The following is a 25,419-nucleotide window of genomic DNA, read 5'->3' as shown; positions in this document are numbered from 1 at the left end:
GGCGCACGCCGGGTGCGCCTCGACCGACCGAGCTAACGCCTACGCTTTGGGGTTATGACCCGCGTCACCGCGCAAGGGAGCACATTGGACATCGCCACGACGTCACCGACGCCCGTGTATCGGATTGCCGCGCTGTCCGATCTCGAGGACGTCGCGGCGATCGAGACGGAGCGCTTCGGCGATCAGTCCTACCCCTATTTCGCGTTGCGCCAGCTCTTCGACCTGCACGGCGACAACTGGCTGATCGCGGAGGCCGACGGCATCGTCCTCGGCCACGTGCTGGTGGCCCGCACTCCCGATCGGCGGGCGTGGCTGCTCAGCCTCGCGGTGACCGCGGACCGCTGCGGCCGCGGCTACGGCTCGACCCTGCTCGAAGAAGCGATCGACCTGTGCAGGCAGCACGCGATCCGCAGCGTGCTCATCACCGTGCGTCCGACCAACCAGTCGGCATACAACCTCTACAAGCGGCTCGGCTTCGAATGGACGGCCTACGAAGAGTGCTACTTCGGCATCGGTGAACCTCGCGACGTGCTGGAATACAAGCTCGACCGGTGAAACGGCAGGCACCGAGAGGTACGCGTCCGTAGGCCATGACCACCGATCACCAACCGCCGGAACCGCGTTCGGCGTCGCACTGCTCGTCCGCCGCTGGTTCCGGCTATCCGGCTGTGCCGCAAGCGATTCCGTTCAGCAGTCGGCAGTGCCGATGCGGATACGCCGGGACGGGTTCCACTGCGCCGCCCGGAGCCGGTCGCGCGCCTGCCCGGTGCGGGCGTTCCACTGCCTGCTGAACCCGGGATCGGATTGCAGACCCTTCCACAGGCCGCGCAACTCGGGCGGGGTGTGCGCGCCCGGCATCCACAGGTGCGCAAGGTATTCCAGCACCGCGGCCAGGATCTCCAGCTGCTCGCGGCTGGCCGGTGGCAACCGATCGGCCTCCTCGATGGCCGCGTCGCCGACCGTCAGCAACCAGTCGTGCGCCGCCAGGTCCTCGCAGAATCGTTGCGCCGCAACAAGCTCCGCCTCGGTGCGCACGGTGAGCCGGGCCGACCGCCGGAAATCGTCGTCCAGCCGCAGGTGCAGCTTCGGGCCCGCGGTGCCGCCGATCTTCGCCGCCCAGCGCAGCCGGGTGGTGCCCGCCTGCAGCGGTACTTGCTGGTCGAGCCTCGGGTCGGCGCGCAGCCGCGCGAGCAGCCGCTCACTGATCGAGGCCAAGTCCAGTGTCTCCGGTCCGGGGCGGCCGTTCAGGTAGCCGTTGACCAACGCGTCACCTGCTCGGCCGCGGTCGCCGATCCGGTCGATCAGCTCGGTCACGCCGACCCTGCTCATGTAGTGCGACCAGGTCTGCCGTCGTCGCTCGGCCGCCCGGACCACCTGGGTGCGCACCGAACTCTGCAATATTCGACCACCCGTCACCACCGCCCGGCCCACGACCGTACCGACCACGCGCACCGGCGCGGCGCCATCCATCATCATTTCGCAGTCGACGCCGACCGGTGTCACCGGCGAAACAGCAAGCGTCTCCGGGCGTTGCCGCCACAGCACGCGCCGACCCGGCACCAGCGCGAGCAGTTCGCTCGCTTCGGCGCGGTGCAGGGTGGCGGACGCGGGGACCAGGCAGGTACGCACCTCGCCGAGGGCGATCAACGGTGTGCTGGACGGCCCCATCACTCAGGATCCGTCGAGCAATAAATGGGATAGGCGCTCGGTGACCTTGCGCGACACCTTGACCGGCACCTCGTCGCGGATACCGCGGGTGATGATCTGGTCGACCACATCGCCGTCGAGGTCGATGTGATCCAGGATCAGCCGCACCGAATGTTCGATGCCCAGATAGCGTTTGGGCAGCATCGACAGCGTCTTGTACGCCGCGAACGGCGCCGCGTCCGGATTCAGCTGCACCACAGCGGGAATCTCCCGCCACCGGCTCGGCCAGCCGTCACCGGCGTGCCACGGCTGCGGCACGACGACCGCCGCACCGTCGTAGCGCAGCATGCCGAGCCGCAGCAGATGCCAGACCGAGGCGAGGAAGGCGCACGACCACTTGGTGTGGACTTCGGTGCGTCCGTTGATGATCTCGGTGCGCTTACTCCACAACTGCACGTCGAGGAAGATCGAATGCTCGCGTCGGCCGAACTCCTCCGGCGGCCGATACGGCTGCACTCGCATGGCTTGGGCCGGCTCGTCCAGCGACGAACGCCGACCATTGCACAGCCACCCGGACTCCGCCGGCGGCGGACGGCGCCCGGTCGACGACGAAATCTCCGGCTCGGCAACGATTCTGGCCGCGACCATCTCGGCGAGCCGGATCGGCTCGTCCAACGGGGCCCCGTCGGCGAACGGCTCCGCCTCCCAGCAACCCGATTCGCGGGCCAAATAGTCGATGCGCAAGCCGGTTTCGTCCGCGGCGGTGAGTAGCTTGCCGAGAATTTCGCGCGGATCGGTATCGGGCTGGAAATAGTCGTCGATCAGATAGCAGGTGCTCACCCGCGCCCGCGGGCCGAATTGCACCCGAGTGGCGGCGGTGAAGGCCTCGACCAGCGGCGCGATCCGGCGGAACTCGCGGACCACCTGACCCACGTCGTCGGCGATCTCGTTCAGGCAGAAATGCCCGGCCTCGATCGAAAGGTGCGACAGCGGCACCTGGTCGATCCGCGCCTGTTCGGCCTCCTCGCAGTAGCCCACTACGTCCCCTCACCGCAGATCAGAACCTGGCCCAGGTCGCGGCGTCGAGCAGGCGCCTGGCCAGCTCGGTGTACGCCACGGTGGTAGCCGGTTGAACACTGACAGCTAAAGTGTGCGCCCGTTCCGCGGTTTTACCAAGGGTGTTGGCCGACAACGCGATCGGCGGACCAAGCTAGACGGGGACACCCAGTTCGGTGAGCAGGTGCGCTACCCGGGTACGGATATCGTCGCGGATCGGGCGGATCTGCTCGACGGGCAGGCCCGCGGGATCGTCGATGAACCATTCTTCGTAGCGGGGACCGGGGACCAGCGGGCAGGTGTCGCCGCAGCCCATGGTGACGATGACGTCGGCGGCGCGGATGATTTCATCGGTCCAGGGTTTGGGGTACTCGTTCGCGATGTCGACGCCGATTTCGGCCATCGCGGCCACCGCGGCGGGGTTGAGCGTGTTGCTCGGGTCGGAGCCGCCGGACCAGGCGACAGCGCGGCCCTTGGCGAGCTGGGCGAAGAAGCCGAGGGCGATCTGCGAGCGGCCCGCGTTGTGGGTGCAGAGGAAGAGCACGGTGGGACGGGGGCGGGCGACCTTGCCCTGGAGTTTGGCCAATGCCTGGAGCCGTTGGCGGCCGAAGCGTTCGGCTAGCAGCGGGAGATAGAGCGTTACCGTTGCGCGAGAGGCGAATCGGTCGTACGACGAATGCAGGTAGCGGTGGATGACTTCGAGGTCGAACGTGGTGGCGAACTCCTCGCGCAGCCGCGCCTCGGCGCCGGCGAGTGCCGCCTCGTGATCGAGGGAAACCAGGCGAAGTGCGGGTGTCGCGGAGCTTTCGGTCGTACCCGACTGTTCAGGCTGAGACACTCCTCCAGGGTCTCAGTTGCCGCATGACCTGGGCAAACGAACACCCTGTGAACCAAGCCACACCGGGCAGGTGAACAGGGTGCCGCGCGAGCGATTCGGTAGGCGGTGCCGGGTGCCAAGGTAGATCCAGGAACCGCACCGGCAGTGAGGAGTCGACTCGATGACCATCGGCGACCTGGGCACCAGCGCACTACCCACCGAACGGGTGGCCGCCGCGTATCGGCGGATCGCCGAGGTGGATCGACCCGAGGTGTGGATCACGCTGCGCCCGGAGAGCGAGGTCGCCGCCGATGCGGCGGCGGTCGAACAGCGGCTCGCCGACGGTGCGGCCCTGCCGCTGGCCGGTGTGCTGGTCGCGGTCAAGGACAACATCGATGTGGCCGGGCTGCCGACGACGGCGGCCTGCCCGGAATTCGCCTATACCGCCGCGGCAACCGCGGCCGCGGTCGAGCGGTTGGTGGCGGCCGGTGCGATCGTGCTCGGCAAGACCAACCTCGACCAGTTCGCTACCGGCCTGGTCGGTACCCGCAGCCCATACGGTGCGGTGCGCAACGCGCACGATCCCGCGCTGATTTCCGGTGGTTCCAGTTCGGGCTCGGCTGTGGCGGTCACGCTCGGCCTCGCGGATATCGGAATCGGCACCGACACAGCGGGTTCCGGTCGCGTGCCGGCCGCGCTGCACGGGATCGTCGGCATCAAAGCGACTTTGGGCATCATCCCGGTGCACGGTGTCGTGCCTGCCTGCGCGGACTACGACGCGGTCACCGTCTTCGCCGCCGACCTCGAGCGAGCCGTAGCGGCGGCGGCGGTGATGGCCGGGCCCGAGCCGCGGGATCCGCGCAGCCGCACCTGGCCCGCCGACGTCCGGCTTGCCGCGCCGCTCGCGCCACGTATCGCGGTCCCGCGCGCCGCGGATCGCACCGCGCTGAGCGCGTCGTACCGGGATGCGTTCGCCAGAACCATCACTGCCGTCGCGGATTCCGGCGCGAAGATCGAGGAGATCGACATCTCCGGCCTGCTCGAGGCCGCACGATTGCTCTACGACGGCGCGATCGTCGCCGAGCGCTATGCCGCGGTCGGCGCGTTCCTGGACACGGCTCCCGCCGGTGCCGACCCGACAGTCGCCGCGATCATCGAATCCGCGCGTGCCACCACGGGCCCCGCGTTCGCCGCAGACCTTGACACACTGGCCCGTGCCCGCGCGTCCGCCACCGAATTGCTCAACGGCTTCGACGCGCTACTGCTGCCGACGACCACCGAGCATCCGACTATCGCCGCGGTACAAGCGGACCCGCTCGGCATCAACCGCCGACTCGGCACCTACACCAACTTCTGCAACCTGCTCGACATGGGGGCCATCGCGATTCCCGGCGAACCCACCACCGACGGCGCACCCTTCGGGGTCATGCTGGTGACGCCGCGCTTCGGCGATCAGGTCGCCGTCGACCTCGCCGCCCGCATCCTCGGCGGCGAAACCGCCCCGTTGCTGGTCGAGCGCGGCGTCGAACTCGCCGTCTTCGGCGCGCACCTGCGCGGCCAGCCGCTGCACTGGCAGCTCGAACAGCTCGGCGCCCGCTTCAGCGGAGTTATCCACACCACGGACGCCTACCGACTGACCGCCCTGGACACCATTCCCCCGAAGCCGGGACTCGTTCGCCACGGCGACGGACTCGGCGCTCCCATCGCCGGTGAACTGTTCCGCATCGCCGAGGCCGGACTCGGCGGTTTCCTCGCCGCCTTGCCCGCCCCGATGGCGCTGACCAGCGTCGAATTGTCCGACGGCCGCTCGGTGATCGGCTTTGCCTGCACCTATGACGCTGCCGCCGCAGGCACCGACATCACCTCCTTCGGCGGCTGGCAGGCCTACCTCGATCGCTCGTAGTCACCCGGAACACTCGTCTTACACATTTGTTCTAGACAAATGTTCAGGCCATGTGTAGACATATGTCTAAGACATTCGAGTCAAACGAGGGACCAGACCATGAGCACCAACCATTCCGCCACCCAGCCGCGCATCCTGATCGCCGGCGGCGGCATCGGCGGCAATGCGGTTGCGCTGCAACTACTTCGGGCAGGTATCCGGACCACCGTGGTGGAGCGCGCCGCGGCGCCGCGGCCGGGCGGGCAGGCGGTCGACCTGCGTGGCCCGAGCCGCGAGGTGGCGGAGCGGATGGGTCTGCTGCCCGGCATCCGGAAGTACCAACTCGACGAGCGCGGCATGAAATTCGTCGACGCCATGGGCCGGGACATCGTGCGCATGCCCACCGAAATGTTCGAGGGCAAGGGTGCCGTCGCCGAAATCGAGCTCAGCCGCGGCGACCTCAACCAGGTGCTGCTCGACGCGTTGGCCGAGGCGGGCGGGGTGGACTACCGCTACGGCGAGTGGATCAGCGCAATCCGGCAGGACGAGACGGGCGTTGACGTCACCTTCGCCGGTAGCTCGACGCAGCGTTTCGACCTCGTGATCGGCGCGGACGGCCTGCATTCGGGGACCCGCCGCATGGTGTTCGGCCCGGCGGAACAGTTCTCGACGTACCTCGGCGGCTACATGTCCTTCTTCACCCTGCCATCGCCGGACGGCCTGGCGGCCAACTGGTTCGCGATGCACACACTGGCCGGTGCGACCAGCATCGGATTGCGTCCCGATGCCGACCCGGCGACCTCGAAGGCCTTGATCATCATGCGAACCGCCGCCGATCCGGCACTGCGTCGCGAGGTGTCTGCCCAGCAGGACATGATCCGGCAGCGGCTGGCCGGGGGTGGCTGGGAATCGGCCGCGATCGTCGCGGCCATGCCCGCGGCAACCGACTTCTACTTCGATGAACTGGCCAGGATCGACATGCCGAGCTGGTCGAAGGGCCGGGTGGTGCTGCTCGGCGACGCGGCGTACTGCGGCTCGCCGCTCACCGGTCAGGGCACCGCGATGGCGCTGATCGGCGCGTATGTGCTCGCCGGTGAAATCGCCGCGCACGCAGGCGATCCGGAGCTCGCGGTGGCGCGCTACGAAGAAGTGCTCCGCCCGTTCATCGCCAAGGCGCAGAGCCTTCCGCCGGGCGGCCTGCGGGCCATGACACCCAAGTCCCGCTTCGGTATTCGCGTCGGCCAGACCGTCAGCAAGCTGATGGCCTCGAAGGCGATGCGGCCGCTGATGATGAAGATGCTCAGCAAGACCGAGTCCTACGAGCTGCCCGACTACTCCGTCCAGACCGTCAACCAGTAGCCACAACGACCGGACCGTCCGGCACGGCTCCGGTCGTTGTCGCCCGGCCCCGATCCGCTCACTCGATCGTGATCCGTTGATCGAGGAGAAACGGCAGCGCGAAATTTCGGAGTATCGCCCGCTCTTCCGCTTCGTTCGCACCGGGCAGCGTCAGCAGGGACACCATCACCCGCACGAACCACTGGCCCAGCCGCTGTGCCGCGAGGGCGGTCAGATCGGGGCGGAAACCGCTGACGAAGTTCGTCGCGAGCGCGTCCACCACCTCTGACGAATCCGACAGTTGTGCAACGGTTCCCGCGTTCTCGGGGGCGAACCACACGGACAGGTACGGAGTCTCACGCACCTGCGCGAGCAAGGCGGTGAGTCCATCCAGCAGTTGCTCGCCCGGGTCGGTGGCCGCGCCGACCGTCCCGTCCCGCCACACTCGTTCGACCACCTTGCGTGCCTCGCGCCCGGCGAACGCGACATACAGTGCCTGCCGATTGTCGAAGTAGCGGTACAGCGTCGCCCTGGAACAGCCTGCGGCCTCGGCGACTTCGGCCATGCCGACCCCGCTCACCCCCTTGTCGATGAACAGCGCGCGGACCGCGTCCAGGATGCGCTCGCTCGCCAGTTCGGCGCGACCGTCGGCCAGCCAGTCGCCGGTCACGCGGCGCACCGGAACGGAACGGTGGTAGGCCGCCGAACATAGGGCCCCGGCGCGTATTCGACCGCGTCGATGTCCACCAGGTAATTCGGGAACCGATCGAGCAGTTCCTCCAACGCGACCCTGGCCTGCATCCTGGCCGCGGCAGCGCCGAGACAGTGATGCGGGCCGTGTCCGAAGGTGAGGATGCGCTGCGGATTCCGGTCGATATCGAGTTCTGCCGCGTCGGCGCCGAAGGCACGTTCGTCGCGGTTGGCGGATCCGAACACCAGCAACACCTTGCGCCCCGCCGGAATCGTTGTACCGCGCAATTCGACGGCACGCGTCGCCGTGCGCGCGAGACACTGCACCGGCGCGGTAAGCCTGGCGAATTCCTCTACGGCCGTGCGGATTCGGCTCTTGTCGGCGACCAGGGCCGCTCGCTGGTCCGGATGTTGTTGCAGCAGTTGCACGGCCCCACCGAGCAGGCCCGTGGTGGTGTCGTTGCCGCCGGCGACCATCGTCCAGGTGTAGGCGAGAATCTGTACCAGGCCACGCACATCCGCGTCATTCGCCGCCATGCCCGCCCGGACGAGCAGCGACACCGTGTCCTCCCCCGGGTCGGTCCTGCGCCGCTTGATGAGTTCGGCGAAGTAGCCCATCATCTCCATCGAGGCGGGCATGGCCTGGGTTCGGGCGCGGTCGCTACTGCCCGCGACCACCGCCTCGGTCCAGCCGTCGAACCGATCCCGGTCCTCGTCGGGTACCCCGAGGTAGTAGGCGACCACCATGCTGGGCAGCGGTTTGAACACCTGCTCGACGATGTCCCCGCCACCCGCCGCGGCGATCCGATCCAGCCGGTCGCGGACGAATCGGCGCACCACCGGCTCAACCTCGGTGACCTGGCGTGGCGTGAACCCGCGGGCGACGAGCTTGCGGAAGTCGGTGTGCTCCGGTGGATCCTGCATCACCAGCGGCGGATTGTCGGTGAGCCCGATCTGGGCCAACTCGCCGTACTCGACGGTCAATCCGTCGCGGGAAGAATAGGTTTCGGTGTCGCGGGCCGCCGCGTACACATCCTCGTGCCTGGTCAATACCCAGTAGTCGTTGCCCGACCGTGCCTGGGGCACTACGTGGTGCACCGGATCTTGTTCGCGCAGAGCGGCATACATCTCCCACGGCGACGTCCAGGTCGGGCCGGAGCGGAGCTCGAACACGGGAGCTGCCCGATACACATCGATCGACATGTAGTGACGGTAAGACAATTTACCGATTATGTCTAGAACAGGTTCTCATTCGATCCGCCGGACCGATCACCCTCCGAAACCGGTCCGGCCGCCTTGCCGAGTCGGGACCGTCGTCGCGCACCCGCGGTTACCTTCGGCAGTGGCAACACGATGATCGTTGCCGGTCAGCTCCCGGAAGAGCCAGCGAAGTGTGTGTCCGGTGTCCCGAGTGACTTGCCAGGCCGGTCACCCCTCGAAGACCGGCCCGGCAAGCACCCCTCCCCCGGGGCCCGACCTGTCAACCCCTCGAAGACAGGTCGTGCCCCGTTCCCACCCCCGGTGGTGGCTTAACCCCGTCAACCGGAGCGCCCGGCGTGTTCGGTGTTGACACAAACAATGCACGCGCGGGCTTAGCGCGCCCTTAAGAACACCTTGTAGGTGCGAAACCGCTGGTCATCCCGCCTTCAGAGCGGCGAATGTGCCGAGTTTGTACCACCCGGACCCGAATAGCGGATGATGGAGACAAGTGCGCCAAGGAGAGTGGGAGCGACGATGGAAACCGTGGTGGTCTGGGTACTGGCCTGCCTGCTTTATTGGTGGGGACTGCTGTAGCCGTACCGGAAACCTGGTCGGAATCGGCCAGGTCTACTACACTCGGTCGTAGATCGGTTGCGTAGCCGCAACCACCTCTCGCCCGATGGGAGTCACCATGGCTCACCCGACCGGTTCCGCCGAATTACGCTGGACCGCCGCCGTGTTCGCGGTCGCGTTGCTCACCCACGGCGCCGATCATCTCCGACGTGGCATGGATACCGTGTCCAGCACCGTAATGGCGCTCGGCACCGCGCAATTCGTTCTCGCGGTGGCGACGATCGTGCTGGTGTTCACCGGCCACCGATGGGCCGCGACCGCCGCCGTTCTGATCGGCTTCGTGAGTGCGGCCGGGTTCATCCTGGTGCACTTGTTCCCTGATTGGTTCGGCCCCTTCAGCGACAGTTTCATCAACCCGCCCGCCGCCGCGAAGGTCAACGGATTCTCTTGGTTCGCAGCCATTTTCGAGATCATCGCGGATCTCCTCATCGGCGTCGCCGGACTCCGGGCCCGGCGCAGCACCGCCTAGCGCTCCACCCCTGGCCGAACAGTCGGGGTGGAGTTGTCCGGTGCGACCCACACCGACACAAGCGGTATACCCGGCTGCCGGAGGGCGATCTATCGGTTCAGCGAGACGAGTTTTCGGCCAGCAACTAGAGCCGATCCGCGACAGCGTGGATTGCACCGCCCGCCAACAGGATTGACGGACGGCCGCGCATTATCTGTGGCAAAGCACCGAGGCAGGTGCGCACCCGGACGGGCACGCACCTGCCTCGGTGTCGAACTATCAGCCCTGCGAAGGCGGCGGCGTCGGCGCACCCTCGAGACCGGACCGGACACCTTCCTCGACCCGCTTGCCGAGATCGGGGTCCACGTTGGTCCAGTACTCGAAGACCCGGCTCAGCACCGGCTCCCGCACCCCGCCGAGTACGTGCCCGACGATGTTGTCCACCAGGCGGTCCCGCTGCTCGTCGTTCAGCACCTCGCGCACCATGGTGCCCGCCTGGGTGAAATCGCCGTCCTCGGGATGCTGGATATAGCCCGCCCGCACCATCGTCGGATCGAACTCCCACAGGCCGCCGTCGGGCGCCTGCGACGCATCGGCGTGCGGACCGCCGAAGGAGTTCGGCGCGTACACCGGGACGCTCGCGTCGTTGTAGAAGTACCGCATGGCGCCCTCCTTGGAGTAGGAGTTCACTTCGGCGGCCCTCGGCAGGTTCGGCGGCAGCTGCGCGTAGTTGGTGCCGATCCGGTAGCGGTGCGCGTCCGCGTAGGCGAACACCCGGCCGAGCAACATCTTGTCCGGCGAGAAACCGATGCCGGGAACGACATTCGACGGCTCGAAGGCGGCCTGCTCGATGTCGACGAAGTAGTTGCCCGGGTTACGGTTCAGCGTCCACTTGCCGACCTCGATCAGCGGGTAGTCCTTGTGCGACCACACCTTGGTCAGGTCGAACGGGTTGAACCGGTAGCTTTCCGCCTCGGCGACCGGCATCACCTGCACGTGCAACGTCCAGCTCGGGAAGTCGCCCCGCTCGATCGCGTCCCACAGATCCTTGCGGTGGTAGTCGGCGTTCTCGCCGGCGATCCGGTCCGCATCGGCCTGGGTCAGGTAGTCGATGCCCTGGTCGGTCTTGAAGTGGTACTTCACCCAGAAGCGCTCGCCCGCGGCATTGATCCACTGGTAGGTGTGCGAGCCGTAGCCGTTCATGTGCCGGTAGGTCTTCGGGATGCCGCGGTCGCCCATCAGCCAGGTCACCTGGTGCGCCGTCTCCGGGCGCAGCGTCCAGAAGTCCCACTGCATGTTGTGGTCGCGAAGTCCGTTGCCGGGCAGGCGCTTCTGCGACCGGATGAAGTCGGGGAACTTGATCGGATCCTTGATGAAGAAGATCGGGGTGTTGTTGCCGACGAGGTCGTAGTTGCCGTCTTCGGTGTAGAACTTCACCGCGAAACCCCGTGGGTCGCGCCAGGTATCGGGGCTGCCCTGCTCACCGGCGACGGTGGAGAACCGGACCAGCGACTCGGTCCGCGCACCCGGCTGGAACAGCTTGGCCTTGGTGTAGCGGCTGACATCGTTGGTCACAACCAGCTCACCGTACGCACCCGCGCCCTTGGCGTGCACGATCCGCTCCGGCACCCGCTCCCGGTTGAACTGGGCGAGCTTCTCGATCAGGTAGTGATCGTGCAGCAGGATCGGGCCTTGGGTACCCGCGGTGAGCGATTCGTTGTCGCTCTCCACCGGGGTGCCGGTGTTCGTGGTTGTCGGCTTGGTCATATCGAAGCCTCCTCGGCTGATGAACAACTTCCCCGGGTGGGCTGACCCGGGCTGTCAGGATGTTTGCCGCCCGCGCGAACGGCAGGTCGGGCACAGACCCCAGAAGACGACCTCTGCCTCGTCGACCGCGAACCCGTGGTCGTCATCGGGTTCCAGGCAAGGGGCTCTGCCCACGACACAGTCGACGTCGACGACCGTGCCGCAGCCGCGGCACACCAGGTGGTGATGGTTGTCCCCGGCGCGGGTCTCGTACAGCGCGGCCGAACCGGCCGGCTCGATCCGCCGCAGAATTCCGGCGTTCACGCAGGCGCGCAATACGTCGTAGACGGCCTGCGTGGATACCGAACCCAGGGTTTTTCGAACGGTGGCGGCCACCCGGTCCGCATCGACATGCGGTGCGGCCGCGACCGCGTCCAGCACCGCCACCCGCGGGGCGGTGACCCGCAGGCCCGCCGCGCGCAACTGCGTCCGGGGATCGGTGTGGTCGGTGTGCATGACACCGATACTCCTCCTTTTCTGGAATTAGTCAAGAAAAGGAATCGATCAGGCATGCGTCGCGCACATCACATCCGGCCGCGCGGAATACTTCCGGATGGATGGTCGTTGATGCTCACTGTCGGCGTCCGGACAGCCCCGGGCCTCACCCCTTTGTCGCTACGAGCGACCACCCGCCGAGAGGCGCTTGTGGGACGTCGACTCGACTCAGCGCCGCCAGGTTTCGCGACCTGGCGGCGTTTGTGTTTCCGGGCCGAGTCGCGGCGGTCGAAGCGGTCGCGCAGGATGCGGGGGTGACGACAGACAGCGACGCGCTGCGCCGGCGACTCGGACTCACCGATGCGGTGATCATCGGCTTGGGATCGATGATCGGGGCCGGGATCTTCGCCGCCCTCGCGCCCGCCGCGGGCGCGGCCGGTAGTTGGCTGTTGCTCGCGTTGGCGGTGGCCGCGCTGCTCGCCTACTGCAACGCGACCTCCTCGGCGCGACTCGCCGCGTTGTATCCGGTTTCGGGTGGCACCTATGTGTACGGCCGCGAACGGCTCGGGGCTTTCTGGGGATATCTCGCGGGGTGGGGTTTCGTCGTGGGGAAGTCGGCGTCGTGCGCGGCGATGGCGTTGACGGTCGGCAGTTACGCGTGGCCGGAGCACGCACGGGTGGTCGCGGTGGGGACCGTTGTCGCGATTACGGCGATCAATTACACGGGGGTGCAGAAGTCGGCGAGGGCCACCAGGGTCATCGTTGCCGGAGTGCTCGTCGTACTGGCGACTGTTGTGATCGTCGGGTTCTCCGGAAAGCATTCGGCGGCAACGGCTTTGCCAGAGCCGATCGGGGTGCGAGGTGTACTGGAGGCGGCCGGACTGCTGTTCTTCGCCTTCGCCGGGTATGCGCGGATCGCGACACTCGGCGAGGAGGTGCGGGAGCCGCGGCGCACCATCCCTCGGGCGATCATGATCGCGCTGGGCGTGGCGCTGGCGGTTTACGCGCTGGTGGCGATCAGCGCCTTGACCGTGCTCGGCTCGGCGGGACTGGCCGCCGGAAGCGACCCGCTGGCCCGGCTGGTCGCCGCCGCGGGGGCACCGGGATGGGCGCCCGTGATCCGGGCGGGTGCGGTACTCGCCGCGGCCGGGTCGCTGCTCGCGCTGATCCTCGGCGTCTCCCGGACGGTGCTCGCCATGGCGCGCGACCGCTATCTGCCCGCAGCGCTGGCGGCGGTGCATCCGCGGTTCGGCGTACCGCATCGCGCGGAGCTGGCGGTCGGCGCCTGCGTCGCGGTGATCGCCGGGGTATTCGATCTGCGTGCGGCGATCGGGTTCTCGTCGTTCACCGTGTTGTTCTATTACCTGGTCGCCAATGTCTCGGCGGCGACGCTCGGCGCGGCGGAGGGTCGACCGGCACGGTGGGTGCCGATCGTCGGTGCGGTCGGCTGCGTGATCGTGGGATTGTCGCTGCCGGTGGGTTCGGTGGCAACCGGACTAGCGGTGCTCGCGATGGGTGGCGTGGCGTTCTGGGCAGCGCGGGCTCGCCAGCGGCGCGACTGAACTCGGCCGCAGATTGCCGGTGCCTCGCTCCGCCTGTTGCCACGACCATCGCGACCTCCCGCGATAGCCTCTGAACATGGGGCGTTTCGGTGGGTTCCTGGCTGGGTTCGCTGCGTTATCGCTGGTGGCGGGGAATGTTTTCGCCGGGAATGCGCACGCGGCACCGAGCCGCGCGGCCGAGGAAGTGCGGTGCACGCCGCAGTCCGGTCGCGAGTTCGCGCGGGCGAAGCCGGAGCAGGTCGGGCTGGACAGCAAGCGGCTCGCGGACGCATTGACCTTCGCCGCCACCCGAAACCGATTGAACGTGCAGGTGTTCCGGCACAACTGCTTGATCGGCGAGGGCCCGTCGAACGCCATCACCGGGAATGTGGCGTGGAATATCTGGAGCTCCACCAAAAGCATTGTTTCGGTGCTCGCCGGAATGGCCTGGGATCAGGGCAAGCTCGATATCTACGCGCCGATCGGCCGATACCTGCCGCCGGAACTCGGCGACGCCGAACATCGCGCGATCACCGTCGAGCACCTGCTCACCGAAACATCGGGCATGAAGGTCGGCGCGCTCACCGAGGGCATCACGGGCGTAGTCCCGATCGACCCGAACAGTGCCGTACAAGCGTTGGGCATGCCGCTGGAAAACCCGCCGGGCACCGTATTCAGTTACAGCCAGCGCAACGTCGACCTACTCACCTACGTCCTCGAACTGGCCGTCGGCGAACCACTCCAGCAATTCGCCCAGCGTGAACTCTTCGACCCGCTGGGTATCGAGCGCGGTGACTACTACTGGGCCCGTGATCGCGCCGGACACACCTACGGCTACGCGCACCTGCTGATCCCGCCGAACGACTTCGCCAAACTCGCTCTACTGGTGAGCAACGAGGGACGCTGGGGCACACAGCAAATCGTCTCCGAGCGTTATCTTCGGAAAGCGCGCCAGCCCACAAAAGCCAACGAGTGCTATGGATACCTGTTCTGGCTCGGGCCCGAGTGTGCGGCACCGCTCTACGGCGTGCCTACCGACCTCTACATGATGGACGGCCTCGGGATGCAGAACGTCTTCGTCATCCCGAGCCTCGATCTCACGGTGGTCTGGACCGGATTCTTCGGCAATCGGAGCAGCCACGGCCTGACCGGCACCCTGCAGAACCAGGCAGAGTTGCCGTATGAGTTCTTCCGCAAGGTATTCGCCGCGTTCCACGACCGGCCCGTGCCGGACCCCGGCCCGTATGTCGAGCCGCCGGTGCGCCTCGATCCGCGAAAATACGTCGACCCGAGCATCCTGCTCGCCGTATTCGGCATCGGCCCGAGCGCCTATCCGGGCTGCAATGTCTTCTCCTGTCTGGACTATCCGCTGGCCCCGCCCTTTTGGGACACCCCGCCGGGCTGCGCGATCCTGGTGTGCCTCGGCCCCGGCGCCCCGGGTATCCGATGAATCTCGGGCGCGCCATAACGCCGCATTCGTCCGTCGGCGGCGACCTTGCGCGATAGCCTCTGAGCATGGGGCGTTTCGGTGGGTTCCTGGCTGCGTTCGCTGCGTTATCGCTAGTGGCGGGGAACGTGATTTCCGGGGTCGCGCAGGCGGCACCGAGCCGGGTGGCCGAGGAAGCGCGATGCGCGGTGCATTCCGGCCGCGAGTTCGCGCGGGCGACGCCGGAACAGGTCGGCCTGGACAGCGACCGGCTCGCGGACGCGTTGACCTTCGCCGCCACCCGAAACCGATTGAACGTCCAGGTCTTCCGGCACAACTGCCTCATCGGCGAGGGGCCGACCAATAAACAGACCGGAAACGTGGCATGGAATATCTGGAGCGCCACCAAAAGCGTAGTTTCGGTGCTCGCCGGAATGGCTTGGGATCAGGGAAAACTCGATATCTACGCGCCGATCGATCGATACCTGCCGCCCGGACTCGGTGACGCCCAGCATCGCTCCATCACGGTGGAGAACCTGCTCACCGAAACATCGGGCATGAAGGTCGGTGTGCTGACCGAGGGAGTTACCGGCGTCGTCCCGATCGACCCGAACAGCGCGGTACAGGCACTCGGTGTGCCCCTGGACAATCCGCCCGGCACCGTATTCAGCTACAGCCAGCGCAATGTCGACCTGCTCAGCTATGTCATCGAATTGGCGATCGGCGAGCCGTTCCAGCAGTTCGCGCAGCGGGAGCTGTTCGACCCGCTCGGCATCTACCGCGGCGACTACTACTGGGCCCGTGATCGCGCCGGACACACCTACGGCTATGCGCACCTGCTGATCCCGCCCAATGACTTCGCCAAACTCGGTCTGCTGGTGAGCAATGACGGACGTTGGGGTGAACAGCAACTCGTCTCGACGCGATATCTGCGACAAGCACGCCAGCCTTCGCAAGCGAACAAATGCTACGGCTATCTGTTCTGGCTCGGCCCCGGATGCGCGGAGTCCGCGAGCATATTGCCGACCGACGTGTACATGATGGCCGGACTCGGCATGCAGAACGTCTTCATCATGCCGAGCCTGGACCTCACGGTGGTGTGGACCGGTTTCTACGGCAATATCAGCAGGCACGGACTGACCGGCACCATCCAGAACACCGCCGAACTGCCCTACCAGTTCTTCCGCAAGGTATTCGCGGCATTCCAGGAACCGCCCTTCCCCGATCCGGGGCCGTACGTCGAACCACCGGTGCGGCTGAACCCGAGCCAGTTCGTGGATGTCAACTTCGTGCGGGCGGTGTTCGGCGACGGTCCGTTCGCGTATCCGGGCTGCAACGTCCTCACCTGCCTGAACTATCCGCTGGCAGCACCCTTCGCCGACACAGCTCCGGGTTGTGCGATCCTGGCTTGCCTGGGCCCGGACCCACGCACTCCCGGCATCCGCTGAATCACACGCCGAAGAACGGCAGCTCACCCTCCTTCGCGCCGTGGGCGAAGAAGTGGTCCGGGGAGACGACGATGAACAGGGCGTTCGCCTCGGCGACGAGTTCGCCGTCGAGCTCGAGCCGCGCGTAGATGTGCAGCTTGCGCTCGCCCTCGCGGCGATCGAGGATCGCGGACACGATCATCGGCCGATGCAGCGGAGCGGGCTTGGCGTAGTTCACCTCCAGTTTGGCGGTGACCGCGGGGACGCACATGGTGGTCGGCACGGTGCCCGACGCCTCGTCCAGCACGGCCGCGACCACCCCGCCGTGCGCCAGACCCGGTGCGCCCTGGTGCCTTTCATCGAAGGTGAAGCGGCCGATAATCCGATCGCCGGTCCGCTCCAGGGTCATCCCGACGCCCGCGTGATTGTGCTGCCCACAGCCGAAGCAGCCGTCGACGTGCGACGGCAACGGGCCCTGCGGCATCGGACTGTTCAGTGGCACCGGTTGGCGCACCTGCTCCACGCCGCGATCGGATGCTTCGGCAAGTCCGGTCATGCGCACCCCTAAATCAGGAATCAGTTGTCTCCCGAATGAAGCTAGATTTAGGAAACATCCGTGTCAAGATTGCGGGGTGGCCAAGCAAGCACGGACCTACGGCGGTATACCCGCCGCTCAGCGCCGCGCCACCCGGCGCGAGCAGCTGCTGGAGGCGGCGTTCGAGGTGATGGCGCTGGACGGGCCCGGCGGGCTGACGATCCGGACCGTCGCCAAGCAAGCGGGTCTGTCCACCCGGTTCGTCTACGAGAGCTTCACCGATCTCGACGATCTGGTGGTCGCGGCGTTCGAACTAGCCTTCCGGCAGATGGCGACGGCCGTCGACGGTGCGGTGGCGGCGGCCGGACCGGACCGCCGCGACCAGGTGACCGCCCTGGTCGAGGCGCTGGTCGATTTCTTCCTGCAGGCACCGACCAAGGGAAAGCTCTTGTCCACCAAGGCTTATGGTCACCCCGCCGTCGCGACGCGCCGACTCGCGCGGGCCGAGGATGTCTCCCGGACCTACGGCGCGCTGCTGCACGGGCTGCTGACCGACCGCGCTCCGGACGATCCGGCCATCGATCTGACCGCCCGATTCCTGGTCGGCGGCTTCGGGGAGACGACCACCGCGTGGATCCAGCAGTCGCTCCCCTATCCCCGGGACAAATTCGTGCACGACAATGTCGAGTTGTTCCTCGGCACCATCGCCGCGCTCGAACGCCTCTGAGCGAAGCGGCGTCAGACCAGCGTGGTGAGCCAGCCGTGCAGGGTGTCGGCACGCAGTGCGGCGCTGTGGCGTTTGCGCAGGGCCTGCGAGACGGGGCCGGGTCGGCCGTCGGCAACCACCCGCCCGTCGACCTCGATGACCGGAGCGGCACCCGCGGACGTGCCGGTGACGAAGACTTCGTCGGCGATGTACAACTCGGTGAGGTCGACGGTGCGTTCGACGACCGGGATGCCGTCCTCGGCCGCCAGGGTGAGGATGGTTCGGCGGTTGATGCCGTCGAGGATGTCGCAGGAGACGTCGGGGGTGATCAGGGTGTCGTTGCGGACGAGGAAGATGTTGGCGGCGCTGAGCTCGCAGACGTGGCCGTTGCCATCGAGGAAGACGCAGTCGTCGTAGCCGCTGTCGATGGCGTCCTGCTTGGCCAGCACCGAATTGACGTACGCGCCATTGACTTTGGCACGGGACGGAATTGCGTTGTCCGGAATGCGCCGCCACGGGCTGGATTTCAGACGCATGCCGTCCTGCGGGACGATCGGCACCGCGTCGTAGACGAACATGCTCAGCCGAATCGCGCAGCCCCGCACCCTGGTACCGGGGATCGACTCGATGACATGCACGGTAGCGCGGACGAATACATCGGTCGTCGGCATGTTCCGGCCGATCAGCTCGACCACTGCGGCGTAGAACCGGTCGAAGTCCCATTCCGCGGCGAAGCGGTCGATGCCGATGATCTTGCAGGACTCCTCGATCCGCCGGAAATGATCGTCCAGCCGGAACGCGGTGTGCGCTGCCCCTGCCACGTGTACGGGGAACACGGTGTAGACGCTGAGTCCGTACAACACCGCCGACGATGCGACGCTGACCGTGGCCTGCTCGGCCGCAACGATCCGGTCACCTAGGTACACATGGGGATAAGGGTTCGCCATCGGCGGAGGCTAACAGCCGCGACGGCGGCGGAGCGAACGTATTTTTCCGTCGCGCTCCGCTCGGTGCGCGACGATGCCGACCCGCTGCGCCGCGACGACAGCCCCGGCATCGGAGCGCATTACGCTCGACCGGGTGACTCCGGAACAGCGAGGTGGACGGGCGGCGCAGGCCGCCGAACGCCGCGCGGCCATCCTCGAGGCCGCCCGAGAGGTGATCGCCGAGCGCGGTTATCGCGGCACCTCGCTCGCCGCTGTCGCCGAGCGCGTCGGGCTCACCCAGCCCGGACTGCTGCACTACTTCCCGAGCAAGGAACATCTGCTGGTCGCGGTGCTCGAGGCGCGGGACCGCTGGGATACGGCGGCGTTTCTGGCCGGGCCGTCGGACAGTTGGCGGCTGGCGCATCTCGAGCAGCTGGTCGAGTACAACGCGATGCGGCCCGGTGTCGTGCAGACGTTCACGGCGCTGGTCGGCGAAAGCGTGACCGGCGGGCATCCCGCGCGGGAGTACTTCGTCGAGCGCTACGCCCACGCCCGGGCGAGACTCGCCGACCTGCTGCGGGCGGAGTTCGGTGATCGGCTGGCGGGCGGGCGGACACCGGAGCAGGTGGCACCGCTGTTGATCGCGGTGCTGGACGGCTTGCAGACGCAATGGTTGCTCGATCCGGCGGCCGTCGACATGGGTGCCGCGTTCCGGGACTTCGTCGCGTTGCTCGGACCGGCTGACGACACCGCGGCAGGTCCTCGTCTATAGATGACGAGATGATAACAACACCTACCATTGATTAGGTGAGTTCAGCGGAGTCCGCGGACGTCCGCCGCCTGCCCCGCCGGGGCTTTTGCGGGCATCCGCCGACCGCGTCCGCAACTACATTGGTAGACAAAGGAGTTCATCATGAGTCAAGCCGACGTGGCCCGCGAGGAAGCCGTTACGGCGGCCCTCGGGAAGCTCGACCTCCCGGCCAAGGCCAGGCTGCTGATGGGGCAGGACATGTGGTCGCTGCCCGCGCTGGCGGAGATCGGGTTGCGATCGCTGGTGTTGTCCGACGGTCCGATCGGGGTGCGCGGGGTGCGTTTCTCCGCCGACGACCCGTCCATCGCGCTGCCCTCACCCACCGCACTCGCCGCGACCTGGGATCCGGAACTGGCCAGGCGCGCCGGCCTGCTGCTCGCGCAGGAAGCACGCCGCAAAGGTGTGCAGGTGCTCCTCGCGCCGACCGTCAACCTGCATCGGTCGCCGCTCGGCGGCAGGCACTTCGAGGCCTACTCGGAGGATCCGTACCTCACGGGACGCATCGGGACCGGCTATGTGCGCGGCGTGCAGGACGGCGGGGTCGGCACCACGGTCAAGCATTTCGTCGCCAATGATGCCGAGACCGAACGCTTCACCGTGAACAATGTCGTCTCCCCGCGCGCGCTGCGCGAGTTGTATCTCGCGCCTTTCGAAGCGATCGTCCGCGAGGCGGGCCCCTGGGGCATCATGGCCGCCTACAACCAGGTCAACGGCACCACCATGACCGAGCACGCCGCCCTACTGAACGGGGTGCTGCGCGACGAATGGGGCTACGACGGCGTGGTCGTCTCCGACTGGATCGCCGCACGGTCGACGGTCGGCGCGATCACCGGCGGGCTCGACATCGCGATGCCCGGCCCGCGCGGCGTCTTCGGCGACGCGCTCGTCGCCGCGGTGCGCAACGGCGAGGTCGACGAGTCCATGGTCGACGAAGCCGTGCGGCGGGTACTGCGACTCGCCGCCCGGGTGGGTCTGCTCGACGGCGCGGAGCCCGCGGTGACCGCGCCGCCCGCGAACATCGACGGCATTGCGCTGGCCCGTGAAATCGCCGGTCGCTCTTTCGTTCTGGTGCGGAACGCCGCAGTCGCGGACCGTCCGGTGCTCCCCATCGACGCCGCCGACAAGGTCGCGCTCATCGGTCTCGCCGCCAGGGACGCCCGAATTCTCGGCGGCGGTTCGGCCACCGTGTTTCCCGAGTCCGTCGTCTCCCCGCTCGACGGCCTGACCGCCGCGCTGCCGGAAGGCGCGTTGACCTTCGCGGTAGGCGCCACCCCCAGTGACGCTCTGGGGGCGGCCGACCAGGGATTCGAGTTGCGGGTCCGCGTCCTCGATGCCGAGGGCGAGGTGCTCGGTACCAGCTCGCTGCCCAATGGCATGGTCGAGTGGATCGGCGAAATGCCCGACGGCATCAGCTACGACGCGCTGCACACCGTCGAGATCCAGGGCACCTTCACCCCACGGGAAAGCGGTGCGCATGTCTTCGGCACCAAGGGTTTCGGCGAATTCCGCCTCGTCGTGGCGGATACCGTGCTCTTCGATGGCAGCGAAACACCCTCCGGCGCGGACCTTTTCGAGGCATTCTTCGGCACCCCCGTCGAGCGCGGCACGGTCGAGCTGACGGCGGGGCAGCCGGTCGAGGTGCGCATGACGCATATCCCGATGAAGTTCGCGGACGCACCCATCCAAGCGGTCAACGTCGGCCTCGCGCACGGGGACCCGCGACGCGAACCCGATGAACTGATCGCGGAGGCGGTCGAGGCGGCGCGAGCGGCCGATGTCGCCGTGGTCGTCGTCGCCACCACCGAGCAGGTCGAATCGGAGGGCTTCGACCGCAAGACCCTGAAACTGCCCGGCCGCCAAGACGAATTGGTCAGCCGGGTAGCCGCCGCCAATCCGAATACGGTGGTGGTCGTCAATGCGGGGTCGCCGGTGGAGCTGCCATGGCGCGACGAGGTCGCGGCGATTCTGTTGAGCTGGTTCCCCGGCCAGCAAGGCGGGGCCGCACTCGCCGACGTGTTGCTCGGCCACATCGAGCCGGGCGGGCGGCTGCCGACCACCTGGCCTGCCACACTGGCCGATTGCCCGGTCACCGAGGTCGTCCCGACCGATGGTGAGCTCGTCTACCGGGAGGACGTGTTCATCGGCTATCGCGCGTGGGAGCGGGCGGGCACGACTCCGGCGTACCCGTTCGGGCACGGATCGGGTTACACCACATGGGATTACGAGTCGATCGAACGCGATGCGACGACCGTGACCGTCCGGCTGCGCAATACCGGAGTCCGCCGCGGTGCCGAGGTGGTGCAGATCTACCTTGCGCCGGTAGCGGATTCGGCGATCCGCCCGGCCCGCTGGCTGGCCGGCTTCGCCCGGGTCGAAGCCGACCCGGGTGAGCAGGTCGCGGCGCGGATCCGAATTCCACAGCGCGCGTTCGAGATCTGGGACGAAGACGACAACACTTGGCGATCAGTACCCGGAACCTACGAAATTCAAGCAGGCCATTCGTCCGCCGATCGCCGCCTGGCAATTCGCTACGAAACGTAGTGAGCGACCGAGGTCGTGGTTCCGACTGCGGACCCGCGGCCTCGTCGATCTGCTAACGGCCCACCCAGCCAAGAGTCATTCGTAGTGCTTGCCAACCTTGGCAATCCACAACGCATCCTCGACGACCTTGTAGACGATGCGGTGCTCCTGGGTAATCCGGCGGGACCAGTAGCCAGCCAGGTCATGCTTCAGCGGCTCCGGCTTGCCGATCCCCTCGAACGGATCGCACATGATCGCCTTGATCAGCACGTTCACCTTCTTCAACACGGTGCGGTCGCGCTGTAACCAAGCGGTGTATTCCTCCCAAGCGGATTCGGAGAAAACGAGCCTCATTCGATGAGCTCGCGGCCGGTGCCGCCACCACCCTCGAGCTCCTGGATCGACCGACGTAGGCGTGCACCATCAGGCCCACTGAGCAGTTGGACCGTCGTCATCAGCGAGTCATAGTCTGCTTTGGACATCAGCACGGCATTGCCCCCCTTCGACACGATCTCGATCGTGTCATGATCCTCATTCACCTGCTTGATCAGAGGAAATAGGTGCTTGCGCGCCTCACTTGCCGTAATCGCCGCAGCCATTAGCCCTCCTGAAACCGGTACAACATATGGTACCACTTTCGGGAAGCGGATTCGACCGGATGGGTCACACTCCGACCCACATGCGAATCGGCACCGCTAGTCCGCCGGGGACGGTGTCAGCGGTTCGCGAGCAGCACCTCGGCGATCTGAATGGTGTTGAGCGCGGCGCCCTTGCGCAGGTTGTCACCGGAGATGAACAGCGCGAGACCGCGGCCGTCCGGCACCCCGGGGTCCTGCCGGATACGGCCGACGAGCGAGTCGTCGGCACCGGCCGCCTGCAGCGGCGTCGGTACGTCCACCAGCTTGACGCCGGGCGCCTTCGCCAGGATCTCCTTGGCCTGCTCGACCGAAAGTGGCTCGTCGAACTCGGCATTCACCGACAGCGAGTGCCCGGTGAACACCGGGACGCGCACGCAGGTGCCGCTCACCAGCAGATCGGGCAGGCCGAGAATCTTGCGGCTCTCGTTGCGCAGCTTCTGATCCTCGTCGGTCTCGCCGGAGCCGTCGTCGACCAGCGAACCGGCCAGCGGCAGCACGTTGAACGCGATCGGCGCGACGTACTTGTTCGGGGCGGGGAAGTCGACGGCGCGGCCGTCGTGGGTCAGCTTCTCGACATCGTCGATCACCGCGCGCGCCTGCGTCGCGAGCTCTTCCACACCGGCCAGGCCGCTACCGGACACCGCCTGGTAGCTGGACACGATGAGGCGGCGCAGCCCGGCCAGATCGTGCAGCGGCTTCAGCACCGGCATGGCCGCCATGGTGGTGCAGTTCGGGTTGGCGATGATGCCCTTGACCAGGTTGCGGGTCTGTTCGGGGTTGACCTCGCTGACCACCAGCGGGACGTCGGGGTCCTTGCGCCAGGCGGACGAGTTGTCGATCACGGTGACGCCCGCCGCGGCGAAGCGCGGGGCCTGCACGCGCGACATGGTGGCACCGGCCGAGAACAGCGCGATGTCCAGTCCGGACGGGTCGGCCAGCTCGGTGTCCTCGACGACGATCTCGCCGCCGCGCCACGGCAGCTTCGTGCCCGCCGAACGAGCCGATGCGAAGAAGCGCACCTCGTCGGCCGGGAAGTTACGCTCCGCCAGCAGTTTTCGCATGACCGCGCCGACCTGCCCGGTCGCGCCGACAACGCCTACTCGAATTCCCATCGTTAACGTCCTGTTCCCGCGTGCACCACGGCGACCTCGTCGCCGCCGAGCTCGAAGGCCCGGTGCAGCACCTTGACGGCCTCGTCCAGTTCGGTGTCCTTGACCAGCACCGAGATCCGGATCTCGGAGGTGGAGATCAGATCGATGTTGACGCCCGCGTCGGCCAGCGCCTCACAGAACTTGGCGGTGACGCCGGGGTGGCTCTTCATGCCCGCGCCGACCAGCGACACCTTGCCGATGTGGTCGTCGTAGAGCACCTGTGAGAAGCCGATCTCGTCCTGCTGCTTGGTCAGCATCTCGACGGCGCGCGCGCCGTCGGTCTTGGGCAGGGTGAAGGTGATGTCGGTCTTGCCGGTATCGATCTTGGAGATGTTCTGCAGCACCATGTCGATATTGATCTCGGCGTCGGCAACCGCCCGGAACACCTTGGCGGCGTAGCCGGGCACGTCGGGTAGTCCGACCACGGTCACCTTGGCCTCGCTGCGGTCGTGCGCGACGCCCGTGAGGATTGCTTGCTCCAAGGGGATGTCCTCCATCGATCCGTAAACGTAGGTGCCCGGCTTGTCGGTATAGGACGAGCGCACATGCACAGGCACGTTGTACCGGCGCGCGTATTCGACGCAGCGCAGCATCAGCACCTTCGCGCCGCAGGCCGCGAGTTCCAGCATCTCCTCGTAGGAGACCTGCTCGAGCCGCTGCGCGTCCGGCACGATCCGCGGGTCGGCGGTGAAGACGCCGTCCACGTCGGTGTAGATCTCGCAGACGTCGGCCTCCAGCGCCGCGGCCAGTGCGACCGCGGTGGTGTCCGAGCCGCCACGGCCGAGCGTGGTGACGTCCTTGCTGTCCTGGCTGACGCCCTGGAAACCGGCGACGAGCACGATCTGCCCGTCGTCCAGCGCCTGCCGGAGCCGGCCCGGGGTGACGTCGATGATCTTGGCGTTGCCGTGCGCGCCGGTGGTGATCACCCCGGCCTGCGAGCCGGTGAACGATCGAGCTTCCGCGCCGAGCGAGTGGATGGCCATGGCGACCAGCGCATTCGAAATGCGTTCACCCGAGGTGAGCAGCATGTCCATTTCCCGGGCCGGTGGCGCGGGCGCCACTTGCTGGGCCAGGTCGAGCAGCTCGTCGGTGGTGTCACCCATGGCCGAGCAGACGACCACCACGTCGTGGCCCTGCTTCTTGGTCTCGACGATCCGTTCAGCGACGCGCCGGATGCGCTCGGCGGTAGCCACCGAGGATCCTCCGTACTTCTGAACAACGAGAGCCACGACAGGGTCCTCCAAGATCGACTACCAGCTGCTAACAGCCACTCAGCGTACCGGCCGTGATCCAGCGGATTACCCCTGCCTCCTCAGCCGACCGATGCGGCGGGCTCGACGCGCTGGTCAGCCTTGGCCGCGAACCTGGCGAGCAGCCAGTGGTATTTCGTGTTCTGGAAGGCCGCGATTCGCCATTCGCCGTTGGTGCGCACCAGCACTGTCGTCTGCACTTTGGTGTTGCGGCGGTTGCGCCGCCGCCTGCCCTTCAGCACGGCGCCCCGGCCGTGGACCAGCGCGACGTCGGGGCCGAGGAAGCGGAAGCCGGTGATCTCCCCATCCAGCCGGGTGTTCTTCAGGTATTTCTCGAAGACCGGGACGTGCGACTCATAGATCTCCTGCCGACCCCTGCTGTGCGTGCCGAACCAGGTGATGTAGTCGGCGTCCTCGGCGAACTCCGCGGCGAAGGCGGCGGCATCGCCGTCGTTCCATGCCTTGGCCTGACGTTCGAACAACGCGTGGATTGCGGCCTCGTCGGCGTGCTGGTCGATGCTCATGACTTACCTCTC

The 25,419-nt window shown here is 67.2% G+C and carries 24 protein-coding genes; 10 read left to right on the top strand and 14 right to left on the bottom strand.

The window, feature by feature from the left end; translation table 11 throughout:
* The first annotated feature begins 54 nt into the window (after positions 1-54).
* On the top strand, positions 55-555 hold the full coding sequence (locus ACFK0J_RS02890; protein ID WP_378736314.1) for a GNAT family N-acetyltransferase: 501 nt from the start codon (positions 55-57) through the stop codon (positions 553-555).
* A gap of 132 nt (positions 556-687) precedes the next feature.
* Here the strand turns inward: ACFK0J_RS02890 and ACFK0J_RS02885 are convergent, their stop codons facing one another.
* The 3 genes from ACFK0J_RS02885 to ACFK0J_RS02875 form a co-directional block, all read right to left on the bottom strand.
* A complete protein-coding gene (locus ACFK0J_RS02885; protein ID WP_378736312.1) occupies positions 688-1,668 on the bottom strand; it encodes an SCO2521 family protein in 981 nt (326 codons plus the stop codon).
* A gap of 3 nt (positions 1,669-1,671) precedes the next feature.
* On the bottom strand, positions 1,672-2,685 hold the full coding sequence (locus ACFK0J_RS02880) for an SCO2522 family protein (protein WP_378736310.1): 1,014 nt from the start codon (positions 2,683-2,685) through the stop codon (positions 1,672-1,674).
* A 172-nt stretch (positions 2,686-2,857) separates the two neighbouring features.
* A complete protein-coding gene (locus ACFK0J_RS02875; protein WP_378736308.1) occupies positions 2,858-3,541 on the bottom strand; it encodes an arsenate reductase ArsC in 684 nt (227 codons plus the stop codon).
* A 160-nt stretch (positions 3,542-3,701) separates the two neighbouring features.
* On the opposite strand from ACFK0J_RS02875, the gene atzF reads away from it, so the two are divergent.
* Complete coding sequence (gene atzF / locus ACFK0J_RS02870) at positions 3,702-5,423, top strand: allophanate hydrolase (protein ID WP_378736306.1); 1,722 nt, start codon at positions 3,702-3,704, stop codon at positions 5,421-5,423.
* A gap of 99 nt (positions 5,424-5,522) precedes the next feature.
* Positions 5,523-6,761 (top strand): FAD-dependent monooxygenase, encoded by a 1,239-nt coding sequence (locus ACFK0J_RS02865; protein ID WP_378736304.1) that lies wholly within the window; start codon positions 5,523-5,525, stop codon positions 6,759-6,761.
* A gap of 58 nt (positions 6,762-6,819) precedes the next feature.
* On the opposite strand, the gene ACFK0J_RS02860 is transcribed toward ACFK0J_RS02865, so the two are convergent.
* Positions 6,820-7,410, bottom strand: coding sequence for a TetR/AcrR family transcriptional regulator (locus tag ACFK0J_RS02860; RefSeq protein ID WP_378736302.1), 591 nt, complete (start codon positions 7,408-7,410; stop codon positions 6,820-6,822).
* Positions 7,407-8,633: a cytochrome P450 gene (locus tag ACFK0J_RS02855; RefSeq protein ID WP_378736300.1), complete on the bottom strand. Its 1,227-nt coding sequence runs from the start codon at positions 8,631-8,633 to the stop codon at positions 7,407-7,409. The genes ACFK0J_RS02860 and ACFK0J_RS02855 overlap by 4 nt, the downstream gene beginning before the upstream one ends.
* A 688-nt stretch (positions 8,634-9,321) precedes the next feature.
* Here ACFK0J_RS02855 and ACFK0J_RS02850 point away from each other — a divergent pair.
* Positions 9,322-9,732 (top strand): hypothetical protein, encoded by a 411-nt coding sequence (locus ACFK0J_RS02850; protein WP_378736298.1) that lies wholly within the window; start codon positions 9,322-9,324, stop codon positions 9,730-9,732.
* 258 nt (positions 9,733-9,990) lie between these two features.
* Here the strand turns inward: ACFK0J_RS02850 and ACFK0J_RS02845 are convergent, their stop codons facing one another.
* Positions 9,991-11,478, bottom strand: coding sequence for a catalase (locus tag ACFK0J_RS02845; protein WP_378736296.1), 1,488 nt, complete (start codon positions 11,476-11,478; stop codon positions 9,991-9,993).
* 54 nt (positions 11,479-11,532) lie between these two features.
* Positions 11,533-11,973: a Fur family transcriptional regulator gene (locus ACFK0J_RS02840; RefSeq protein ID WP_378736294.1), complete on the bottom strand. Its 441-nt coding sequence runs from the start codon at positions 11,971-11,973 to the stop codon at positions 11,533-11,535.
* A gap of 293 nt (positions 11,974-12,266) precedes the next feature.
* Between ACFK0J_RS02840 and ACFK0J_RS02835 the strand changes: the two genes are divergently transcribed.
* From ACFK0J_RS02835 to ACFK0J_RS02825, 3 genes are all read left to right on the top strand, one after another.
* On the top strand, positions 12,267-13,514 hold the full coding sequence (locus tag ACFK0J_RS02835; protein WP_378736292.1) for an APC family permease: 1,248 nt from the start codon (positions 12,267-12,269) through the stop codon (positions 13,512-13,514).
* A gap of 76 nt (positions 13,515-13,590) precedes the next feature.
* On the top strand, positions 13,591-14,943 hold the full coding sequence (locus ACFK0J_RS02830; RefSeq protein WP_378736290.1) for a serine hydrolase domain-containing protein: 1,353 nt from the start codon (positions 13,591-13,593) through the stop codon (positions 14,941-14,943).
* A gap of 65 nt (positions 14,944-15,008) precedes the next feature.
* A complete protein-coding gene (locus ACFK0J_RS02825) occupies positions 15,009-16,367 on the top strand; it encodes a serine hydrolase domain-containing protein (RefSeq protein ID WP_378736288.1) in 1,359 nt (452 codons plus the stop codon).
* A 1-nt stretch (position 16,368) separates the two neighbouring features.
* Here ACFK0J_RS02825 and ACFK0J_RS02820 read toward each other — a convergent pair whose 3' ends face one another.
* Positions 16,369-16,902 carry a PaaI family thioesterase gene (locus tag ACFK0J_RS02820; RefSeq protein ID WP_378736286.1) on the bottom strand — a complete coding sequence of 178 codons (534 nt, stop codon included), beginning with the start codon at positions 16,900-16,902 and terminating at the stop codon, positions 16,369-16,371.
* Positions 16,903-16,978: 76 nt separating this feature from the next.
* Between ACFK0J_RS02820 and ACFK0J_RS02815 the strand changes: the two genes are divergently transcribed.
* On the top strand, positions 16,979-17,608 hold the full coding sequence (locus ACFK0J_RS02815) for a TetR/AcrR family transcriptional regulator (RefSeq protein ID WP_378736284.1): 630 nt from the start codon (positions 16,979-16,981) through the stop codon (positions 17,606-17,608).
* A gap of 11 nt (positions 17,609-17,619) precedes the next feature.
* Here ACFK0J_RS02815 and ACFK0J_RS02810 read toward each other — a convergent pair whose 3' ends face one another.
* Positions 17,620-18,534: an aminotransferase class IV gene (locus tag ACFK0J_RS02810; RefSeq protein ID WP_378736282.1), complete on the bottom strand. Its 915-nt coding sequence runs from the start codon at positions 18,532-18,534 to the stop codon at positions 17,620-17,622.
* A gap of 133 nt (positions 18,535-18,667) precedes the next feature.
* On the opposite strand from ACFK0J_RS02810, the gene ACFK0J_RS02805 reads away from it, so the two are divergent.
* Positions 18,668-19,285, top strand: coding sequence for a TetR/AcrR family transcriptional regulator (locus tag ACFK0J_RS02805; protein WP_378736280.1), 618 nt, complete (start codon positions 18,668-18,670; stop codon positions 19,283-19,285).
* 141 nt (positions 19,286-19,426) lie between these two features.
* Positions 19,427-21,865 carry a glycoside hydrolase family 3 protein gene (locus tag ACFK0J_RS02800; protein ID WP_378736278.1) on the top strand — a complete coding sequence of 813 codons (2,439 nt, stop codon included), beginning with the start codon at positions 19,427-19,429 and terminating at the stop codon, positions 21,863-21,865.
* Positions 21,866-21,940: 75 nt separating this feature from the next.
* Here the strand turns inward: ACFK0J_RS02800 and ACFK0J_RS02795 are convergent, their stop codons facing one another.
* The 5 genes from ACFK0J_RS02795 to ACFK0J_RS02775 form a co-directional block, all read right to left on the bottom strand.
* A complete protein-coding gene (locus ACFK0J_RS02795) occupies positions 21,941-22,198 on the bottom strand; it encodes a Txe/YoeB family addiction module toxin (RefSeq protein WP_378736276.1) in 258 nt (85 codons plus the stop codon).
* Positions 22,195-22,443, bottom strand: a complete 249-nt coding sequence (locus ACFK0J_RS02790) for a type II toxin-antitoxin system Phd/YefM family antitoxin (protein ID WP_378736274.1) — start codon at positions 22,441-22,443, stop codon at positions 22,195-22,197. Before ACFK0J_RS02790 ends, ACFK0J_RS02795 begins: the two co-directional genes overlap by 4 nt.
* 116 nt (positions 22,444-22,559) lie before the next feature.
* Positions 22,560-23,594 (bottom strand): aspartate-semialdehyde dehydrogenase, encoded by a 1,035-nt coding sequence (locus ACFK0J_RS02785; RefSeq protein WP_378736272.1) that lies wholly within the window; start codon positions 23,592-23,594, stop codon positions 22,560-22,562.
* A gap of 2 nt (positions 23,595-23,596) precedes the next feature.
* Positions 23,597-24,862, bottom strand: a complete 1,266-nt coding sequence (locus tag ACFK0J_RS02780) for an aspartate kinase (RefSeq protein ID WP_014981150.1) — start codon at positions 24,860-24,862, stop codon at positions 23,597-23,599.
* A gap of 83 nt (positions 24,863-24,945) precedes the next feature.
* Positions 24,946-25,407: an SgcJ/EcaC family oxidoreductase gene (locus ACFK0J_RS02775; RefSeq protein WP_378736269.1), complete on the bottom strand. Its 462-nt coding sequence runs from the start codon at positions 25,405-25,407 to the stop codon at positions 24,946-24,948.
* Positions 25,408-25,419 lie beyond the last annotated feature (12 nt).

This window comes from Nocardia brasiliensis (assembly GCF_042691675.1).
GTDB classification, from domain to species: domain Bacteria; phylum Actinomycetota; class Actinomycetes; order Mycobacteriales; family Mycobacteriaceae; genus Nocardia; species Nocardia brasiliensis_D.
The sequence above is the reverse complement of the archived record's forward strand: the minus strand, read 5'-3'. Positions and strand labels throughout refer to the sequence as shown.

Bases quoted from the DNA above. Each gene is read 5' to 3' on its own strand.
- ACFK0J_RS02845 (WP_378736296.1), bottom strand. From the start codon at position 11,478: ATGACCAAGCCGACAACCACGAACACCGGCACCCCGGTGGAGAGCGAC.
- ACFK0J_RS02840 (WP_378736294.1), bottom strand. From the start codon at position 11,973: ATGCACACCGACCACACCGATCCCCGGACGCAGTTGCGCGCGGCGGGC.
- ACFK0J_RS02855 (WP_378736300.1), bottom strand. From the start codon at position 8,633: ATGTCGATCGATGTGTATCGGGCAGCTCCCGTGTTCGAGCTCCGCTCC.
- ACFK0J_RS02785 (WP_378736272.1), bottom strand. From the start codon at position 23,594: ATGGGAATTCGAGTAGGCGTTGTCGGCGCGACCGGGCAGGTCGGCGCG.
- ACFK0J_RS02885 (WP_378736312.1), bottom strand. From the start codon at position 1,668: ATGGGGCCGTCCAGCACACCGTTGATCGCCCTCGGCGAGGTGCGTACC.
- ACFK0J_RS02865 (WP_378736304.1), top strand. From the start codon at position 5,523: ATGAGCACCAACCATTCCGCCACCCAGCCGCGCATCCTGATCGCCGGC.
- ACFK0J_RS02850 (WP_378736298.1), top strand. From the start codon at position 9,322: ATGGCTCACCCGACCGGTTCCGCCGAATTACGCTGGACCGCCGCCGTG.
- ACFK0J_RS02820 (WP_378736286.1), bottom strand. From the start codon at position 16,902: ATGACCGGACTTGCCGAAGCATCCGATCGCGGCGTGGAGCAGGTGCGC.
- ACFK0J_RS02800 (WP_378736278.1), top strand. From the start codon at position 19,427: ATGAGTCAAGCCGACGTGGCCCGCGAGGAAGCCGTTACGGCGGCCCTC.
- ACFK0J_RS02830 (WP_378736290.1), top strand. From the start codon at position 13,591: ATGGGGCGTTTCGGTGGGTTCCTGGCTGGGTTCGCTGCGTTATCGCTG.
- ACFK0J_RS02795 (WP_378736276.1), bottom strand. From the start codon at position 22,198: ATGAGGCTCGTTTTCTCCGAATCCGCTTGGGAGGAATACACCGCTTGG.
- atzF (WP_378736306.1), top strand. From the start codon at position 3,702: ATGACCATCGGCGACCTGGGCACCAGCGCACTACCCACCGAACGGGTG.
- ACFK0J_RS02825 (WP_378736288.1), top strand. From the start codon at position 15,009: ATGGGGCGTTTCGGTGGGTTCCTGGCTGCGTTCGCTGCGTTATCGCTA.
- ACFK0J_RS02890 (WP_378736314.1), top strand. From the start codon at position 55: ATGACCCGCGTCACCGCGCAAGGGAGCACATTGGACATCGCCACGACG.
- ACFK0J_RS02775 (WP_378736269.1), bottom strand. From the start codon at position 25,407: ATGAGCATCGACCAGCACGCCGACGAGGCCGCAATCCACGCGTTGTTC.
- ACFK0J_RS02810 (WP_378736282.1), bottom strand. From the start codon at position 18,534: ATGGCGAACCCTTATCCCCATGTGTACCTAGGTGACCGGATCGTTGCG.
- ACFK0J_RS02790 (WP_378736274.1), bottom strand. From the start codon at position 22,443: ATGGCTGCGGCGATTACGGCAAGTGAGGCGCGCAAGCACCTATTTCCT.